The sequence below is a fragment of the Streptomyces sp. NPDC057877 genome (assembly GCF_042796855.1).
GTDB lineage: Bacteria > Actinomycetota > Actinomycetes > Streptomycetales > Streptomycetaceae > Streptomyces.
The window spans coordinates 382,646-400,018 of sequence record NZ_JBHVMS010000004.1; the positions used below are offsets into that span (position 1 = coordinate 382,646).

Genomic DNA, 17,373 nt, shown 5'->3' on the forward strand with positions numbered 1-17,373 from the left:
TATCGCCGCCGCGGCGGCGGAGCAGACCGGGCGCCGTACTCAAACGCCGTAGGGCGAGCCGAGACGACCGGCTCTGCCGCGCTCATGAGCGCATTGCGCCCTTATACCGCTGGATCACGATTCCCGGCGAAACCGTGCGCCGTCCTGCGAATGCCTTCGCATCCGGACCCACGGGATGTGGCGATGGAAGTAGGGGAGTTCTGGGCGCACTGTGCCCGGGCGCATGACCCGGTCGCTCGGGTGGAGGTGCTTCGTCTTGGCACCAAGTGTCCGGTGCGCGTCAAGGTCCGCTTCACCGCAGACGAGGAGGAGGGGCGTGAAGCTTGGGTACCGCCTTCTCAGCTGCGCGTTCCCTGGGAACAGGTCGACCGCTGGCTTGAGAGAGAACGCCGCTGGAAAGAACTCAGCGCTGCTACACCTTCTCGTGATGTTCCCGAACGCCGTGCGGTGGACACCGTCTTCGAGGTCTGCCCGTGGGACGAGCTGGCGAGGGTCGGCTATTCGCGGCACGGCGACGGCGTCTTGTACGTCTACGACGTGACGGCGTTCGCCGAGGCGCTGGAGGAGAGTGCCGAGTTCCTCACTGGTGATCCGTTGACGGTGTTTCACGATGACGGGAGTGCGGAGGCGCCCTGGTCGGCGACCCTGGCGTGCGCTCGCAAGGGCGCCACCCTGCACGCCGAGCAGGTCATGGCAGAGGTGGCACGCGAGGAGCAACGGGCTCAAAGGGAAGCGATCTACGGCTCGTACACCCCGGGGCGGGGCAAACGGGAGGGGCATCACTTCAGCCCCGAGGTCTGCGCCCAGGCCGACAGGGAGTTCAAGCCTGCCCGAGACCTCGTACGGCAGTGGTGCGGTGCGCAGGCAGTCGAGCCCGATGCCGAACTTCACATCCTGCGGGCGGAGGTCGTCAGGCTCGGCAGGATCGTGGAGCAGGCCGTCGGCATGCTCCGGCAAGCCGGCCGGGAGAAGGACGCCACGAAGATCGAGGCACAGTTCGAGATCCCAGTGGCGGAGTTCCGCAGGATGCAGCCGCCCGGCTGACCCATCCACGGGACGATATGCGCGCTTGGTCGGCGACAGTATCGTCCGCGGTATGCGAGCAGGAGACAGAGATGGCCAAGGAGCCCCTCACCGAGCGGCAGTCTCCACGTCGACCAGAGCCCAGTCGTGGGCGTAGTCGGCCATGTCGGGCACATCGAAGGAGGTGGAGACGAGACTCATGACGGCAAGGATGATCTGATATCCAGCGCCCCTTCAACCCGTATGCCGATTTGCCATCGTTTGGATGGCTGCAACGAGGCGGTCCTACGACGTCGACCGCTGAACCGGCGGGACCACCGGGCGCTGACGCATCCGCAGGCCACGCCTTCTCGGCGGCTTACCGCCCTCACAGGCAGCGAGCCGCCATCAGCAGAACCGCCCGCCAGGCCGACACGCGGGCTCTCGCTCCGAGCGACGACCTTGCTGACACGGCATCACCGGGCTGGCGAGGCGTCAGCGACGCTGCATGCCGAGCTGGCTCGCGGCGGCTTCCACGGTCTGCGCGAGCAGGACGGCAATGGTCATCGGCCCAACGCCACCGGGAACCGGAGTGATCAGACGAGCTCGGGTGAGGGCGGTGTCGTAGTCCACGTCTCCGACGTTGCCCGGGTTGTAGCCGGCGTCGATCACGACCGCGCCGGGTTTGACGTCCTCACCGCGGATCAGCCGAGGCCGTCCCACGGCTGCTACCACGACATCCGCTTCCCGGACGATCGCCGACAGGCCAGCCGTGCGGGAGTGGCAGTACGTGACCGTCGCGTCCTTGGCGAGCAGGAGCATCCCGGCCGGTTTGCCGAGAATCGCGCTGCGGCCCACCACGACGGCGTGCTTGCCGGCGAGTTCGACGTCGTACGCTTCCAGCAACCGCATGATCCCGCCCGGAGTGCAGGACACGAATCCCGGCAGCGCGAAGCTCATCGCGGCGAAGGAATGCATCGTCACCCCGTCGACGTCCTTCTCCGGAGCGATGGCCTCGAACGCCGCTCGCTCGTCGATGTGCGGGCCGCAGGGGTGCTGCAACAGGATCCCGTGCACTTCCGGATCGCTGGACAGGCCCGCGAGGGTGTCGATCAGTTCGGCGGTCGTGGTGGCGGCGGGCAGACCGATATGCCGGGACTGGATGCCTGCCTTCGCGCACCGCGCCCGTTTCATGCGGATGTACGTGGCCGACGCGGGATCCTCTCCCACCATCACCGTCGCCAGGCAGGGACTGGTCCCCGCTCGTCGTGAGATCTCTGCCGCCTTGGCAGCAGCCTCTTCGACGATGCGTTTGGCGAGGCTGGTGCCATCCATGAGCTGGGCCGTCTGAGTCGCGGACATCGTTGCCCTCCAGGCGTTGCTGACCACTCGCCCAGGCGCACGGCAACGACGTCTCGTCAGACCGCTCCCCGGTGGTGCTCCACCTCAGCGCCAGTCACGGCCCACGCTGAACTGTAGTAGACGCAGCATGCTCACACCCGACCAGCGTGCTCGGCCGGGAGCGACCTGCGAAGGCGCACCTCCTGCAGTGACGTCATGTCACGTGAACATCCCAGACGCGCTTCCACCTGTCGGATACCTCCCGAACTCACAGACAGATGCTGCAGGAAGTGAACGAAGCCAGGCGGGTGGCGCTGTCCGCTTGCCATGCGGCGGCTAGAAGATGTCGACCGATGCATCCTGCGTGAGGTTCTCGAGGATCGTGCGTATCCACGGGCTGCGAACGGCTGGTAGCCGGACCAAGGTGTGCTCGAACGTGCCCCGGTCGGCCCGGAACAGGTAGTTGGGGCGCGGAGGGAGCGGGTCGTCGCGGAGTACGTCCTGGGGTATGCCGCCCGACGCGGGAACAGGCAGGTACGGCTCGGGGGAGACCAGCCACAGCCACACCCCCAGCGGCAGGGGCACCGGGTACGCCGATGCCGCCGGGCCGGCGGGGGTCCAGGTCTGACCCGTCTGAGGATGGACCGGTACGAGGAGGATGTCGACTCCCGCACTGGCGGAGGGTTCTCCCGGTCCGGCCAGGACGGCGTGCCGCGTTGGCGGGGCTGCGGGCAGCAAGGCGTCGAGCGCGCGTTGGAACACGTCCGCGGTCAGACCGCCCGGGACCTTCACGGGCTGCCCTTTGGAGGCCACCAACAGGTGGGCGAGCGCCTGGCCGGCTGCCGCCTCCCATTGAGGACTCCACGACCAGTAGTGACTCGACCCAGACCGTCCTCCCCATGTGCCGATCGGCTCGAACGGGGGCGTGCGCTCCGCCCTCTCTGCCAATTCCGTCCAGGAGAACGGCGCGGTGCGGACGCCGTCGACGAGGACGCGGCGCACGGCGTCTGAGCTGAGCCGCACTGCCTGCCAGAGCGAGCAGTCGTCGACCCTTGTTGCTACGGGCAGGTCGCACGCCTCGCAGGCCATGTTGGGCCCCTCGGCCCCGTCGAGGCCACAGCAGGCACCGCCGCGTTTCTCGGGAATCAGCCGGGTACCGCGGATGTCACCGGGAGCAATGACGATTGCCCCGGGCGTGTTGTCGGACAGGGCGTAGACCGGCGCGTAGATGCCGCGTGCCTCCGCCTCGCCCGGATCGATCTCGTCCCCCATCCGCCATGGCCCTCCCCATGGGTCCGGGTCCACGGCAAACGTCCCTGCCTCCATGAGTACCGGTAGTTGGACCCCATTCCCGTACTTCTGACGGGCATGGGACGGAAGGGAGACCTGGGACAAAGGGACTGTCAGCTCGACACCGCAACGCGCACAACTGAAAACGAACAAAGGCACCCTCCGTAAGGGATACAGCTGCATGGTCGCAGCTCAGAGGTGGCCCGCCAACGTGTTTTCATCCGTCTGGCAATGGCACCTGCCACAGTCAGGGAGCGTCGACGCAGCGGGGGTGAGTGCCAGCCGCCGCCGATGACGCGGGCGCACGTCTGCGCGGCCGAGGGCGATGCTTGTGGGCCGACCACAGACCGTGGCGTTGGTGAGCGGTTCGACGGCAAGAGAGCGCACCGAAACTTCGGGAAGTCTTCGGGAAGGGCACCCGCCGAGGGCCGGACGAGATCGTCTCCAGCCGGACACCAGCCAGCTCCGCCCGAGGATCCACCCGCACCCGCGAAGCTGCTCGGCCGGGCCCGATAAACGGCCCTGAACAGCAAAAATGCCCTCCCGATGGGAGGGCGGAAAGAGGGCGCCCCCGGCAGGACTCGAACCTGCGGCCAAGCGCTTAGAAGGCGCCTGCTCTATCCACTGAGCTACGGGGGCCTGGTGTGGTGGCCTCTGTCGTGGTGCCCGGGTGTGGGCTGATCCTTGACGCTGCCGGGGACAAGGATAGGGCTCCCGGATCCATGTCCCTGTCGCTTCGCCTCCGTGGCTCGATGTGGAGGTTCGGTGAAGCGGTCCTGATAATCGCAGGCAGGTACGAATCGTGCAGCGCTTTTGGCGTCCCGCGTCCCGGGTGTTGTGCACTCGTTATGCCTCGGCTGTGGCCATGTCCCGGTCGCCCCTTCCGTCCCTTGTGTTCCATCGGCGCGCAGACATGTCTATATGCTTCAGAATTCCCCTAAAATTGGGCATTCTTCACATGTGGTGACCTTGGACGTACGGCCTCAGCTGCTCGACGCACTCTCCGCCCTGCGCGACCGTGTCGCCGCCGCACGCTTCCCGCTGCCCCTGGCGGGGGCCCCACGCGCGCGTGCCAACCGCGACGAACTGCTCGCGCAGCTCGACGACTACTTGGTGCCCCGGTTGAGGGAAACCGAAGCACCATTGCTGGCCGTCGTGGGGGGCTCCACCGGCGCGGGCAAGTCGACGCTCGTCAACTCCCTCGTGGGGCGGCGGGTCAGCGAGGCGAGTGTGCTGCGGCCCACGACCCGGACGCCGGTGCTCGTCTGCCATCCGGAGGATCATCACTGGTTCAGCGGCATGCGCGTACTGCCCGACCTCACGCGCGTGTGGGTGCCCCAGCGCGAGACAGGCGACGATCTCCTCCTCCCCGGGGAGGACCCGATGCGGGTGCTCCGGATCGAGACCGCCGACACCCTGCCGCCCGGCCTCGCCCTCCTCGACGCCCCCGACATCGACTCCCTGGTGGCCGACAACCGTGTCCTCGCCGCCGAGCTGATCTGCGCCGCCGACATCTGGGTCATGGTGACCACGGCCGCCCGGTACGCCGACGCCGTGCCCTGGCATCTGCTGCGCACCGCGAAGGAGTACAAGGCCACCCTCGTCACCGTTCTCGACCGCGTCCCCCACCAGGTCGTCTCCGAGGTCTCCCGGCAGTACGGGGCGCTGCTCACCAAGGCCGGACTCGGCGACGTACCCCGCTTCACCGTGCCCGAGCTGCCCGAGTCCGCCTGGGGCGGCGGACTCCTGCCCGCCACCGCCGTGGCGCCGCTGCGGACCTGGCTCCTCCACCAGGCCCAGGACGCGGGCGCCCGCCAGCACGCCATGGCCCGTACGGCATACGGCGTCCTGGACTCCCTCAAGGCCCGCATGCCCGAGCTGGCCGGTGCCGCCGCCGCGCAGTACGCCGCCGCGCTCCGGCTCACCGGCGCCGTCGACACCGCCTACGACAGCGAGCACGCGCGCGTACGGGGCCGGTTGCAGGCCGGTGCCGTACTCGCCGGTGACGCGCTCAAGCGCTGGCGCGCCTTCCCTCTCGACTGCACCGCTGGCGAACTCCTCGACGCCCTCGGCGAGAGCCTGTGCGAGCTGCTGCTGTGCGCCGTCACCGCCGCCGACGAACGCGTCGACGACGCCTGGCGGCGCGAACCCGCCGCGGACGCCCCGGAACTCACCGCCCAGGAGCCGACCACGGAGCCCGTCGAGCACCGCATCGGGATGACCGTACGGCGGTGGCGGCGCGAGGTGGAGGAGTACGCCGAGGAAGAGGTGCGCGAGCTGGACCGGAGCGTCGCGCCCGACCCCGAGGTGATCGCCGCGCTGGTCGCCACGGCCCTGCTGGGCGGTCGCCGGGCGCGCACCGCGGGCGAGGGGCTCGCCGAGCGGATCGGCGCCCACGGCGCGCTGCGGCTGCGCGACCGCGGCGGGCGGCTGCTCATCGACTGCCTGGACCGGGTGATGAACACCGAGCGCGAGCGCCGTCTCGCCCCGCTGGACGCGCTCGAGGTCCATCCGGAACCGCAGGCCGAACTCATCGCCGCGCTGTCCGTACTGCAGAAGGAGAGGTGACCGGTGACCGCCGTCACTGACCAGGACCACACGGAGCACGCCGATCACACGGAGCACAGGGATCACAGCGATCACACCGAGAACGTCGATCGTGCCGTGGAGACGGAGGCGGAGGTGGAGAAGGAAGCAGAGACGGAGAAGGAGCCGGAGCGCGAGGAGCCCGGCTCCGGCAGCGGGGACGGCGTACCTGCGGAGGGTGGCATGGGGGAAGAGGAGAGCCCAGGGGCGGCGCGCAAGGACAGCCCGCGCGTGACGGAGCGTCCGGCCGACCGGCCCGCCGAGCCCCGCCCCATCCCCGATCCCCCCTCCTACCGCCCTACGGTCCGCCCGCCTGAGCCTCCCGCCGACCGCCAGGGCAAGACCCGTACGTCGACCAGTACGGCCCCTCAGGGGGACGCCGAGGACTCGGCGGAGGCCTGGGACGACGGGCTGATCGCGCGGCGGGTGAACGAGGACGCGGAGGCGCCGGAGACGGCAGCCGTGGTGGAGACCCGGACGCCCGGGCCGCGGACCGTGCCGCCGCTGGCGTACGACGGGTCGCTGCGGTCACGGCTGGACGCCATGCGCGAGCTGGTCGGCCTGTCCCGGGCGCGGCTGGACGGCCGGACGCTCGGCGAGGCGGGCCGGGTGCTCGACGAGGCCGCCGCGCGGCGCAGGCTCTCCGGACAGCACACCGTCGTCGCCATCGCGGGCGCGACGGGCAGCGGCAAGTCCCAGCTGTTCAACGCGCTCGCCGGGGTGACCATCTCGGAGACCGGCGTACGACGGCCCACCACCGCCTCGCCCATCGCGTGCAGTTGGAGCGACGGCGCCGCGAGCCTGATCGACCGGCTCGGCATCCCCGGGCGGCTGCGCCGCCGCCCCGTGCAGAGCCCGGAGGCGGAGGCACAACTGCGCGGGCTCGTCCTGGTGGACCTGCCCGACCTCGACTCGGCGGCCGTACAGCACCGGGAGCAGGCGGACCGGGTGCTGGCGCTGGTGGACGCGATCATCTGGGTCGTCGATCCGGAGAAGTACGCCGACGCCGTACTCCACGAGCGCTATCTGCGGCCCATGGCCGGTCACGCGGAGGTCATGTTCGTCGTCCTGAACCAGATCGACCGGCTGCCCGGGGAGGCCACCGAGCAGGTCCTCGACGATCTGCGGCGGCTGCTGGACGAGGACGGCATCGCCCTGGGGGAGTACGGCGAACCGGGCGCGACCGTGCTCGCCCTGTCCGCGCTCACCGGGGACGGCCTCGGGGAACTGCGCGAGGCGCTCGGCCAGTTCGTCGCGGAGCGCGGCGCGGCGGCCCGGCGGATCTCCGCCGACCTGGACGCCGCGGCCGTACGGCTGTGGCCGGTGTACGCCACGGGACGGCGTACGGGGCTCAGTGAGCGCGCGCGGGACGAGTTCTCCGCGCGGCTCGCGGACGCCGTCGGTGCCACCGCCGCCGGTGAGGCCGCCGAACGTGCCTGGCTGCGCAACGCCAACCGCGCGTGCGGTACGCCGTGGCTGCGGCTGTGGCGCTGGTACGAGGAGCGTCGGGAGCCGTCCACGGGCCGGTTCCCGCAGCGCCCGCAGCCGGAGGAGGAGGTCACCGCGCGGCAGCGCGTCGAGCAGGCGGTGCGGACGGTGGCCGACCGGGCGTCGGCGGGGCTGCCCGCGCCCTGGGCGCAGGCCGTGCGGGAGGCCGCCGTACGCGGCTCGCAGGGGCTGCCGGAGGCGCTGGACGAGCTGGCGTCGCGGGCCGGGTTGCCGCCGGGTCGGCCGCCGCGGCCGGGCTGGTGGCCCGCCGCGGTGCTGGTGCAGGCGTCGATGACGCTGCTTCAGGTGATCGGCGGGCTGTGGCTGGTGGGGCAGATCGTGGGGTTCATGTCGCCGAACCTCGGGGTGCCCGTGCTGCTGATGGTGCTCGGGATCGTCGGCGGGCCGATCGTCGAGTGGAGCTGCAGGATGGCCGCCCGGGGACCGGCACGGCGGTACGGCCTGGAGGCGGAACGGCGCTTGCGGGACGCCGCGGCCGGGTGCGGGCGGGCCCGGGTGCTCGATCCGGTGGCGGCTGAGCTGCTGCGGTACCGGGAGGTGCGGGAGCAGTATGCGCGGGTGATGGGGGCGGAGGTGGTGGGGGCGGCCGGGGGGAGGTGAGGGGGCCGCCGGGCCCCTGCCCTTGTGGGCGCGTCACCCGTTCGGGTGGCGGAGTTTTCCACAGGTGGGGAGCGGTCCACAGCGCTCAGCGGGCCCGGCGCGGCGGAGGCAGTCTGGCCTTGCGGCGATCGCGACGGACGCGGTCGCCTCGGCAGACACAGCCGCATGGAGGGGACAGCGATGAACGAGACGGTGATCTGCGTGGTGGGCAACGTGGCGACGCAGCCGGTGTACCGGGACCTGGCGTCGGGACCTTCGACGCGCTTCCGGCTGGCGGTGACCGCGCGGTACTGGGACCGGGAGAGGAGCACCTGGACGGACGGGCACACCAACTTCTTCACGGTGTGGGCCAACCGGCAGCTCGCCACCAACGTGTCGGCCTGCCTCTCGGTGGGCGATCCGGTCGTCGTGCAGGGCAGGCTGAAGGTACGGACGGACGTGCGCGAGGGTCAGAACTGGACCTCGGCGGACATCGACGCGCTGGCGATCGGCCATGACCTCGCCCGGGGCACCTCGGCCTTCCGACGCGCACAGGCGAGGAGCGACACGGCAGCGGCCTCGACGACGCGGCAAACGGAACCCAACTGGGAGACACCGGCGCCCAGTTCGGAGGACCGGGAAAGGCAACCGAGTCAACAGGCCCCGGAGCCAGCTCTGGTGACGTGAAGTCGGCTCCCCCGTGACCGCCCAACCGCCGTCGCCCGAACTGCGGCTTATCGACGAATGTGCACCGAACAACCCGCAGTGATTTGTCGATAAGCCCTGCTCGCGGGGGGTCCCCGCGATAACGATTCCGATTCGGATCGGTTGGCTGACGGGCTCACGGGGAAGCGCGGCGCGAGCCGTACCTAGGATGCCGGAAATAGCTCTTGGGGCTACTGATTCTGCTGGTGGGACCGCACCCCCACGTCAATGGGTCCTGCTCGAAGGGGAATTACGTGCTTTCTTCGTCCTCCACGCCGTCCCTGCCGTCGGCGCCGTCCGCTCCGTCCACCCTGCCCGGGCAGTCGGCGCGCAGACAGCGGATGGCTCGCCGTGCCGCCGGGGCGGCGCTGGTCGCCGGGCTCGTCGCCACCGGTGTGACGGTGGGCGCGGGCTCGGCCGCCGCCGAGGACGGGACGGCCCCCACCCGGGGCGGGGCGACGGCCACCATCGGCGGCCTGAAGACGTACGGCGGTGCGGTGGTCCACACCGAGGGCGGGGACCTGGACGTGTCGGCGGGCCTGTTCGAGATGTCCGTCGAGGGCGGCGGCACCCTGCAGACCTACTGCGTCGACCTGCACAACCCCACGCAGAAGGACGCCAGGTACCACGAGACCCCGTGGAGCGGCACGTCCCTGGGCGCCAACAAGGACGCGGGCCGGATCCGCTGGATCCTGCGGCACTCCTACCCGCAGGTGAACGACCTCGCGGCGCTGGCGCGGAAGGCGGGCATACGCGGCGGCCTGACCGAGCAGGACGCGGCGGCCGGTACGCAGGTGGCCATCTGGCGGTACTCCGACGGCGCGGACGTCGACGCCGTCGACGCGGAGGCGGAGAAGCTCGCCGACTACCTGGAGAAGAACGCCCGCGACCTGACGGAACCCAAGGCCTCCCTCACCCTCGCCCCGCCCGCGGTCTCGGGCCGCCCCGGCGAGCTGCTGGGCCCGGTGACGGTGGACACGGACGCCGACACGGTCACGGTGAGCCCCCCGGCGGACGCCGTCACCAGCGGCGTACGCATCGTCGACGCGAAGGGTGAGCCCGTCACCTCCGCCGCCGACGGCGACCGGCTGTTCTTCGCTGTGCCGAAGGACACCGCGGACGGCTCGGCGGACCTCACCCTGACCGCCACCACCACCGTCCCGGTCGGCCGCGCCTTCGCCTCCGAGAGCCGTAGCCAGACCCAGATCCTGGCTGGTTCCAGCGAGTCGACGGTGTCGGTGACGGCGCGGGCGACCTGGGCCTCGGCGGGCGCCATACCCGCCGTGTCCGCCCGGAAGAACTGCGCCGAGGGCGGCCTGGACATCACCGCGTCCAACGTCGGCGACGAGGACTTCACCTTCGAGCTGATGGGCATCGAGCACAGCATCGCCGCGGGCGAGACCCGCACGGTGACGGTCCCCCTGCGGGAGGACCAGCCCTACGACTTCACGATCACCGGCCCCGGCGGCTTCGAACAGCGCTTCACCGGCGTCCTGGACTGCAAGACCCAGGGCACCGACACGGGCATCACCACCCAGACGCTCAACGAGCCCAGCCCGACCGTCTCCACCCCCACCGACGACGACCTGAACCTCGCCGCCACCGGATCCTCCAACGCCACACCGTTGATCGCGGGCGCGGCCATCGGGTTCGTGGTGATCGGTGGGGCGGCGCTGGTAGTCGTACGCCGCAGGAACGCTCAGTAGGCGACCTTGCCCCCCGCCCTCTCCACCGCGGCAGGCCTCGGGCTCCCGGCCCTCGCCGCCGTGGCGAGTTGGAGCAGCCTCCTGCTGGTCGTGCAGGGCCGGGTGGTCCCCGGCTGGTGGCTGAGCGCGGCCCTCCTGACCCTCTCGCTCCTCCTCCACCGGACCCTCACCCGACGCGGCACGGAGGCCCCGGGCCTCCCGCCCAAACGGGCGGCATGGACCCGGCGGGGTGCCCGCCTGCTGATCGGCACGGCGGTCCTCGGCACCGCGTGGGGAGCGGCGGACGACCTGATCTCGGGCGCCCAGTACCACGTACTGCGCCCCGAGGGCCCGGACGGCTGCACGGCCGTGGTCCGCGAGACGTCCTACCTCGCGATCGCCAACGGCGAGGCGTACGCGGTGGGACACACCGGCCTGGCCCTCGGCACATCGGGATCCTGGACGGTCGACGACGGCTACCGGCCGATCGCCGCGGGCACGTACAAGCTGAGCTGGGGCCGCGACGGCGGTCTCCTACGGATCAGCGGCACGGCCACCGATCCCGTCGTCAGCGGCGGCTGGGCCGAGATCGACTGCGGCTGAGCACACTGCCCGTCAGCCGCGCTCAGCAGTAAAACCCCAGGTCACGGGCGCCCGGTGAGACGCGTTTCCTCCCAGGGCTAGCCGTACGGCAAGATGGGGTGTATCTGCCCACTGCCAGATTCAAGCTGCCGGACGGTTTCTCTTGGCTGAGTTCATTTACACCATGCGCAAGGCGCGCAAAGCGCACGGCGACAAGGTGATCCTCGACGATGTCACCCTGAACTTCCTGCCGGGGGCGAAGATCGGCGTCGTCGGTCCGAACGGTGCCGGTAAGTCGACCGTGCTGAAGATCATGGCGGGGCTTGAGCAGCCCTCCAACGGTGACGCGTTCCTGTCTCCCGGGTACAGCGTCGGCATCCTGATGCAGGAGCCGAAGCTGAACGACGAGAAGACGGTCCTGGAGAACGTCCAGGAGGGTGTCGCCGAGATCAAGGGCAAGCTCGACCGGTTCAACGAGATCGCCGAGCTGATGGCGACCGACTACTCCGACGCGCTGCTCGACGAGATGGGCAAGCTGCAGGAGGAACTGGACCACGCGAACGCCTGGGACCTCGACGCCCAGCTGGAGCAGGCCATGGACGCGCTGGGCTGCCCGCCCGGGGACTGGCCCGTCGTCAACCTCTCCGGTGGTGAGAAGCGCCGCGTCGCGCTCTGCAAGCTGCTGCTGGAGGCGCCCGACCTGCTGCTCCTCGACGAGCCCACCAACCACCTCGACGCCGAGTCGGTGAACTGGCTGGAGCAGCACCTGGCCAAGTACGCGGGGACCGTCGTGGCCATCACCCACGACCGGTACTTCCTCGACAACGTCGCCGAGTGGATCCTGGAGCTCGACCGCGGGCGCGCCTACCCGTACGAGGGCAACTACTCCACGTACCTGGAGACCAAGCAGACCCGCCTCAAGGTCGAGGGCCAGAAGGACGCCAAGCGCGCCAAGCGGCTGAAGGAAGAACTCGAGTGGGTTCGTTCCAACGCCAAGGGGCGCCAGGCCAAGTCCAAGGCCCGGCTCGCCCGGTACGAGGAGATGGCCGCCGAGGCCGAGAAGATGCGGAAGCTGGACTTCGAGGAGATCCAGATCCCGCCGGGCCCGCGTCTGGGCAGCATCGTCGTGGAGGTCAACAACCTCAGCAAGGCGTTCGGCGAGAAGGTCCTCATCGACGATCTCTCCTTCACCCTGCCGCGCAACGGCATCGTCGGGGTCATCGGACCCAACGGAGCGGGTAAGACCACTCTGTTCAAGATGATCCAGGGGTTCGAGACGCCCGACTCCGGCTCCATCAAGGTCGGCGACACCGTCAAGATCTCCTACGTCGACCAGAGCCGCGAGAACATCGACCCCAAGAAGACCCTGTGGGCCGTGGTCTCCGATGAGCTGGACTACATCAACGTCGGGCAGGTCGAGATGCCCTCCCGCGCCTACGTGTCCGCCTTCGGGTTCAAGGGGCCGGACCAGCAGAAGCCCGCCGGAGTGCTCTCCGGCGGTGAGCGCAACCGGCTGAACCTCGCGCTCACCCTCAAGCAGGGCGGCAACCTGCTGCTCCTCGACGAGCCCACCAACGACCTGGATGTCGAGACGCTCAGCAGCCTGGAGAACGCGCTGCTGGACTTCCCCGGGTGCGCGGTGGTCGTCTCCCACGACCGGTGGTTCCTGGACCGCGTGGCCACCCACATCCTCGCCTACGAGGGCAACTCCAAGTGGTTCTGGTTCGAGGGCAACTTCGAGTCGTATGAGAAGAACAAGATCGAGCGGCTCGGTCCGGACGCCGCTCGTCCGCACCGTGCGACGTACAAGAAGCTGACTCGGGGCTGATCTTGCGGCATATCTATCGCTGCCCACTGCGCTGGGCGGACATGGACGCGTACGGGCACGTGAACAACGTGGTCTTCCTCCGCTACCTGGAGGAGGCCCGTATCGACTTCCTGTTCCGCCCGGACAAGGAGTTCAAGCAGGGGTCGGTGGTGGCGCGCCACGAGATCGACTACAAGCGGCAGCTCGTGCATCGGCACCACCCCGTCGACATCGAGCTGTGGATCACCGAGATCCGGGCCGCCTCCTTCACCATCTCCTACGAGGTGAAGGACGGCGACCAGGTCTACGTCCGCGCCTCGACCGTCATAGTGCCGTTCGACTTCGAGGCGCAGCGTCCGCGTCGGCTCACCGCCGAGGAGCGGGAGTTCCTGGGCGAGTACACCGATGACGCGACCCAGGAGGAGGCCGTCGCCGCATGACGGTGCTGCACCTCGCCGACGAGGGGGAGGCGGCGGATCTCGCGGCCTTCCTCTCCCGGCTGCTCCACTACGACCGTGGAGCCGCGGTACGCCTCCAGGCCGCGGGCACCGCGCTCGCCGTCTTCGGACGGCCGCCGTCCTTCGAGGTGCTGGCCATCCGCACGGCACGGCTGGCGAAACCGTACGAGAACGGACTCGACGTCATGCTGGACGTGACCGTCTCCGCCGGTGACTTCCTGGAGTCCGTCGACGAGGCCGCCGCCACCGTCGTCGTACCGGCCGCGGTGACCGGGCCGCCCTGGGCGGGCGTCCTGCCGCCGCGTGGCGGCTGGCGCGAGGTGGCCGGGCTGCCCGGCGTGGACGCCCTGCGGGCGATGGTCGGCGCCGGGGTCGCGGAGTTCCGGGCCCGGACGCGGGAGCTGGCCGAGGAACGGCGTACCCGGGCCGAGCTGGACCGGATCGGGCGGGAGATCTGGTCCCGGACGGTCGCGGAGACCGGGCTGCCCGTGCGGGTCGTGCACGCCGCTCAGTCGCTGGGCTTCCTGCGGGGGGCCGGGGGCGTCGGCCTGTTCTCGTCCGGGGCCTGGCTGCGGCTGCGCACGCCGTACGGGTCCGTCGCCGTACGGCGGGTGGGGGCAGGGGCGCTGCCGCTCAGCGTCCGCTGAGCGGCCCCGTCACCGGCGTCAGTCCGGCGCGTTCACCATCGAGGCCGCCGCGTACGTCATATAGCGCCACAGCTGTTCCTCGTGCTCCTCCGACAGGCCCAGCTCGTCGACGGCGACCCGCATGTGCTTCAGCCAGGCGTCGTGCGCCGCGCGGTCGACGGTGAACGGGGCGTGGCGCATCCGCAGCCGGGGGTGGCCGCGGTTATCGCTGTACGTCGTCGGGCCGCCCCAGTACTGGATCAGGAACAGGGTCAGCCGCTCCTCGGCCGGGCCCAGGTCCTCCTCGGGGTACATCGCCCGCAGGACCGGGTCCTCGGCGACCCCCTCGTAGAACCGGCGGACGAGCCGACGGAAGGTCTCCTCCCCGCCGACCTGCTCGTAGAACGTCTGCTCCTGAAGCGTGCCTCGCCGAATCTCATTCACGTCTCCCATGGTCTCAGACGGGGTGGACGAGGACTCAAGGCCTAGGACCGGATCGGATCAGCGGGGGCCGGGCACTCGCCTCCCGGCCCGAAGCGCAGCACAGTGGACCCATGGGCGCGCACGCTCTCGGCAACGACCTGGACGACCTCGCCGCCTCGGCACGGACCGCGCTGGTGCGGGAGATCGCCGCCGAGGGGACCTTCGACGCGGACCCGGTGTGGCGGGCGGCGTTCGAGGCCGTCCCGCGCCACCTCTTCGTCCCCTACTACTACGTCGGTGTCGTCGGCGGCTTCGAGCGGCGCTGGTGCGACAGCCCGGAACCCGGCGCGCGCGAGCGCTGGGTGCGCGGGGCGTACGCCGACAGCCCGCTGGCCACCCGGCTGCGCGACGGCGAACTGCTCTCCTCCAGCAGCCAGCCGTCCCTGATGGCGGCGATGCTCGTCGAGCTGGGGGTGGCGGACGGCGACCACGTCCTGGAGATCGGCACCGGCACCGGCTACAACGCCGCCCTGCTCGCCCACCGGCTCGGCGACGACAGCCTCGTCACCACCGTCGACCTGGAACCGGAGATCACCGACGCCGCCCGGCGGCATCTGGCCACCGCCGGATACCACCCGGTCGTCGTCACCGGCGACGGCGCGCGCGGAGTGCCCGAACGCGCCCCCTACGACCGGATCATCGCCACCTGCGCCCTGCCGTCGATCCCGGGCGCCTGGATCGCCCAGTGCCGTCCCGGCGGGCGCATCCTGACCCCGCTCGCCACCGGTCTGATCACACTGACGGTCCACGACGCCGGGCACGCCGAGGGCCGCTTCCTGGACACGGCCGCGTACTTCGTGCCGCTGCGCGGCGGGGGTACGGCCGCGACGGACCCGGTGCCGATGGGCGGGGTGCCGCGCCGGGGCCGGGAGCACGAGTTGTTCCGCTTCCTGCTGACCCTCACCCGCGGCCGACTCGACCCCCAGGAGGCGTACGCCCTGTGGGAGCGCGAGGGACAGCCACGGCGCGAGCGGTACGGCATCACGGTCGTCGGAGACCGTGAGTGGGTGTGGCTGGATGACCCGGAGGGGCCTTACGCCTGGCCCCTCTCGGGTCCTCCGTCAGCCCTGGTCTAGCCCCGGCGGACCGTGATCGTCGTCCAGGCGCCCACGTGCACCCGGTCGCCGTCCTGGAGCGGGACCGGCACGAACGGCTGGATCGGTTCCTCCGAGCCGTTGACCGTGGTGCCGTTGGTCGAGTTCTGGTCGACGATCGCCCAGGTGCCGTCCGGCTGCTGCACCAGCACCGCGTGCTGGTGCGAGACGCCCGGGTCCTCCGGCGGCACCGACAGGTCGATGTCGGGGGTCTCGCCGGTGGAGTGGCGGCGGCGGCCGATGGTGACCTGGTTGCCGGAGAGCGTGCGCTGCTGCTCCGGGGAGTACGCGGGCAGGTTCAGGCCCGCGGCCTCCGGACCCGAGCGCTGCATCATCGACATGAAGTACTCGCGGTCCGGGCCGATGGTCGCCAGCCAGGTCGCCGGGCGCTGCGGGGTGGCCGGGCCGGGCGGGGCCTGGGTGGCGCCGGGCTGCGGGTAGCCGTAGCCGCCGCCGGGGCCCGTGGGGCCGGGGCCGCCCGGTCCGCCTGGCCCACCGGGGCCGGTCGCGGACGGCGGGGAGAGCACCCAGTCGTCGTCACCGCCGAAGGGCGAGCCGCCGGGGGCGCCGCCCGGCTGCGGGCGGTTCGGGTCCTGCGGGAAGCCGGGGGACGGGGGCGGGGCCTGCGGACCGGGGCCGGGGGCACCTGGGCCGGGGGGCTGCTGGAACGCCTGGGGGGCGCCACCGGGCGCACCGGGGCCGCCTGCCGGGCCGTTCGGACCGCCAGGACCGCCAGGGCCACCAAGGCCGCCAGGGCTACCGGGACCACCGGGTCCGCCAAAACCACCTGGGCCACCGGGACCACTGGGACCACTGGGACCACCGGGTCCGCCAAAACCACCCGGGCCACCAGGACCACCGGGCCCGCCAGGCCCCCCGAGCCCATTCGGACCACCAGGACCACCCGGGCCACCAGGACGACCGGGACCGGGACCACCAGGTCCCCCATGCCCCCCAGGCCCCGCATGCGGCGTCGGGCCAGGCGGCGGCGGGACCGGTCGCGACGGGTCGCCGCCACCGAAGCCGGAAGGACCACCAGGGCGCCCGGGAGCACCGGGCGGGCCCGACGGACCCCCCGGCTCCCCGCCGAACGGCGGGATCGGCTCGGCCGGGCGGTTCATCTGCGACGGCCGCGAGCCCTGGTAGTCGTAGGAGTCACCGCCCCCGAAGGACGGCGGCGGCCCGCCCGGGCGCGGGAAGTTCGGGGCCGCGCCGGACGTCGACGGGCGCGGTGCGGCCGGGGTGTAGGAGGTCGCGGTGTTGGTGAGGAAGTTCCACCGGCACTCCTCGCAGAACGGCGCGCCGCCCTCGCGGGGCGTGCGGCACTGCGGGCACAGCTCCGGCTCGGGGTTCGCGCGGGCGCCGGGCGGCGGGGGCGGGCCCTGGCCGGGGCCGGGCGGCGGGAAGCCGTAGCCACCGGCCGGGGGCGGTGGGGGCGGGGGTGGAGGTACGGCACCGGCCATGCGGTGACCGCAGACCTCGCACCAGTCGTCGGAACCCGACTGGTGTCCGTTCGGGCAGGTCGGCATGTCGGCGCTTCCCCCTTTCCTTTCCGGCCGGTCCGGCCGGATTTCTCCAACCCCGAGGGGTCAGGCTCGCTGTGGTCCGCAGACCCCTCTACGGACC

General features: G+C 71.2%; 14 protein-coding genes, 1 tRNA gene and 1 riboswitch. Of the genes, 10 read left to right on the forward strand and 5 right to left on the reverse strand.

The features are described from left to right. Positions 1-273 precede the first annotated feature (273 nt). Entirely contained in the window at positions 274-1,044 is a 771-nt protein-coding gene (locus tag ACFVQG_RS13295; RefSeq protein ID WP_383380753.1) for a hypothetical protein, read from the forward strand. Between the two features lie 453 nt (positions 1,045-1,497). Here ACFVQG_RS13295 and ACFVQG_RS13300 read toward each other — a convergent pair whose 3' ends face one another. The 3 genes from ACFVQG_RS13300 to ACFVQG_RS13310 all read right to left on the reverse strand — a co-directional run bounded on the left by ACFVQG_RS13300 (position 1,498) and on the right by ACFVQG_RS13310 (position 4,272). Beyond that, positions 1,498-2,364, reverse strand: a complete 867-nt coding sequence (locus ACFVQG_RS13300; protein ID WP_383380756.1) for a bifunctional 5,10-methylenetetrahydrofolate dehydrogenase/5,10-methenyltetrahydrofolate cyclohydrolase — start codon at positions 2,362-2,364, stop codon at positions 1,498-1,500. Between the two features lie 22 nt (positions 2,365-2,386). Then, a riboswitch (ZMP/ZTP riboswitch) is annotated at positions 2,387-2,472 on the reverse strand. A 207-nt stretch (positions 2,473-2,679) separates the two neighbouring features. Further along, on the reverse strand, positions 2,680-3,786 hold the full coding sequence (locus tag ACFVQG_RS13305; protein ID WP_383381722.1) for a hypothetical protein: 1,107 nt from the start codon (positions 3,784-3,786) through the stop codon (positions 2,680-2,682). 413 nt (positions 3,787-4,199) lie between these two features. After that, a tRNA-Arg gene (locus ACFVQG_RS13310) sits at positions 4,200-4,272 on the reverse strand. 321 nt (positions 4,273-4,593) lie between these two features. Between ACFVQG_RS13310 and ACFVQG_RS13315 the strand changes: the two genes are divergently transcribed. The 8 genes from ACFVQG_RS13315 to ACFVQG_RS13350 all read left to right on the forward strand — a co-directional run bounded on the left by ACFVQG_RS13315 (position 4,594) and on the right by ACFVQG_RS13350 (position 14,191). Continuing rightward, positions 4,594-6,201: a dynamin family protein gene (locus tag ACFVQG_RS13315; protein ID WP_383380759.1), complete on the forward strand. Its 1,608-nt coding sequence runs from the start codon at positions 4,594-4,596 to the stop codon at positions 6,199-6,201. Between the two features lie 3 nt (positions 6,202-6,204). Then, positions 6,205-8,328 (forward strand): GTPase, encoded by a 2,124-nt coding sequence (locus ACFVQG_RS13320; protein ID WP_383380763.1) that lies wholly within the window; start codon positions 6,205-6,207, stop codon positions 8,326-8,328. A gap of 180 nt (positions 8,329-8,508) precedes the next feature. Further along, positions 8,509-8,994: a single-stranded DNA-binding protein gene (locus tag ACFVQG_RS13325; protein WP_383380766.1), complete on the forward strand. Its 486-nt coding sequence runs from the start codon at positions 8,509-8,511 to the stop codon at positions 8,992-8,994. 359 nt (positions 8,995-9,353) lie between these two features. Then, a complete protein-coding gene (locus ACFVQG_RS13330; protein WP_383381725.1) occupies positions 9,354-10,718 on the forward strand; it encodes a Cys-Gln thioester bond-forming surface protein in 1,365 nt (454 codons plus the stop codon). Positions 10,719-10,724: 6 nt separating this feature from the next. Next, positions 10,725-11,300, forward strand: a complete 576-nt coding sequence (locus tag ACFVQG_RS13335; protein ID WP_383380769.1) for a hypothetical protein — start codon at positions 10,725-10,727, stop codon at positions 11,298-11,300. Positions 11,301-11,442: 142 nt separating this feature from the next. After that, on the forward strand, positions 11,443-13,107 hold the full coding sequence (gene ettA, locus ACFVQG_RS13340) for an energy-dependent translational throttle protein EttA (RefSeq protein ID WP_383380772.1): 1,665 nt from the start codon (positions 11,443-11,445) through the stop codon (positions 13,105-13,107). A 2-nt stretch (positions 13,108-13,109) separates the two neighbouring features. Continuing rightward, a complete protein-coding gene (locus tag ACFVQG_RS13345) occupies positions 13,110-13,526 on the forward strand; it encodes an acyl-CoA thioesterase (RefSeq protein WP_383380775.1) in 417 nt (138 codons plus the stop codon). Next, the gene (locus ACFVQG_RS13350; protein WP_383380778.1) at positions 13,523-14,191 is read left to right on the forward strand and encodes a hypothetical protein; all 669 of its coding nucleotides are present in this window, start codon (positions 13,523-13,525) and stop codon (positions 14,189-14,191) included. The genes ACFVQG_RS13345 and ACFVQG_RS13350 overlap by 4 nt, the downstream gene beginning before the upstream one ends. A gap of 18 nt (positions 14,192-14,209) precedes the next feature. Here the strand turns inward: ACFVQG_RS13350 and ACFVQG_RS13355 are convergent, their stop codons facing one another. Then, a complete protein-coding gene (locus ACFVQG_RS13355; RefSeq protein ID WP_383380781.1) occupies positions 14,210-14,623 on the reverse strand; it encodes a globin in 414 nt (137 codons plus the stop codon). Between the two features lie 101 nt (positions 14,624-14,724). On the opposite strand from ACFVQG_RS13355, the gene ACFVQG_RS13360 reads away from it, so the two are divergent. After that, a complete protein-coding gene (locus ACFVQG_RS13360) occupies positions 14,725-15,729 on the forward strand; it encodes a methyltransferase domain-containing protein (protein ID WP_383380784.1) in 1,005 nt (334 codons plus the stop codon). Here the strand turns inward: ACFVQG_RS13360 and ACFVQG_RS13365 are convergent. Continuing rightward, on the reverse strand, positions 15,726-17,276 hold the full coding sequence (locus tag ACFVQG_RS13365) for an FHA domain-containing protein (RefSeq protein ID WP_383380786.1): 1,551 nt from the start codon (positions 17,274-17,276) through the stop codon (positions 15,726-15,728). The two genes, ACFVQG_RS13360 and ACFVQG_RS13365, sit on opposite strands and share 4 nt — an antisense overlap. Positions 17,277-17,373: the final 97 nt, after the last annotated feature.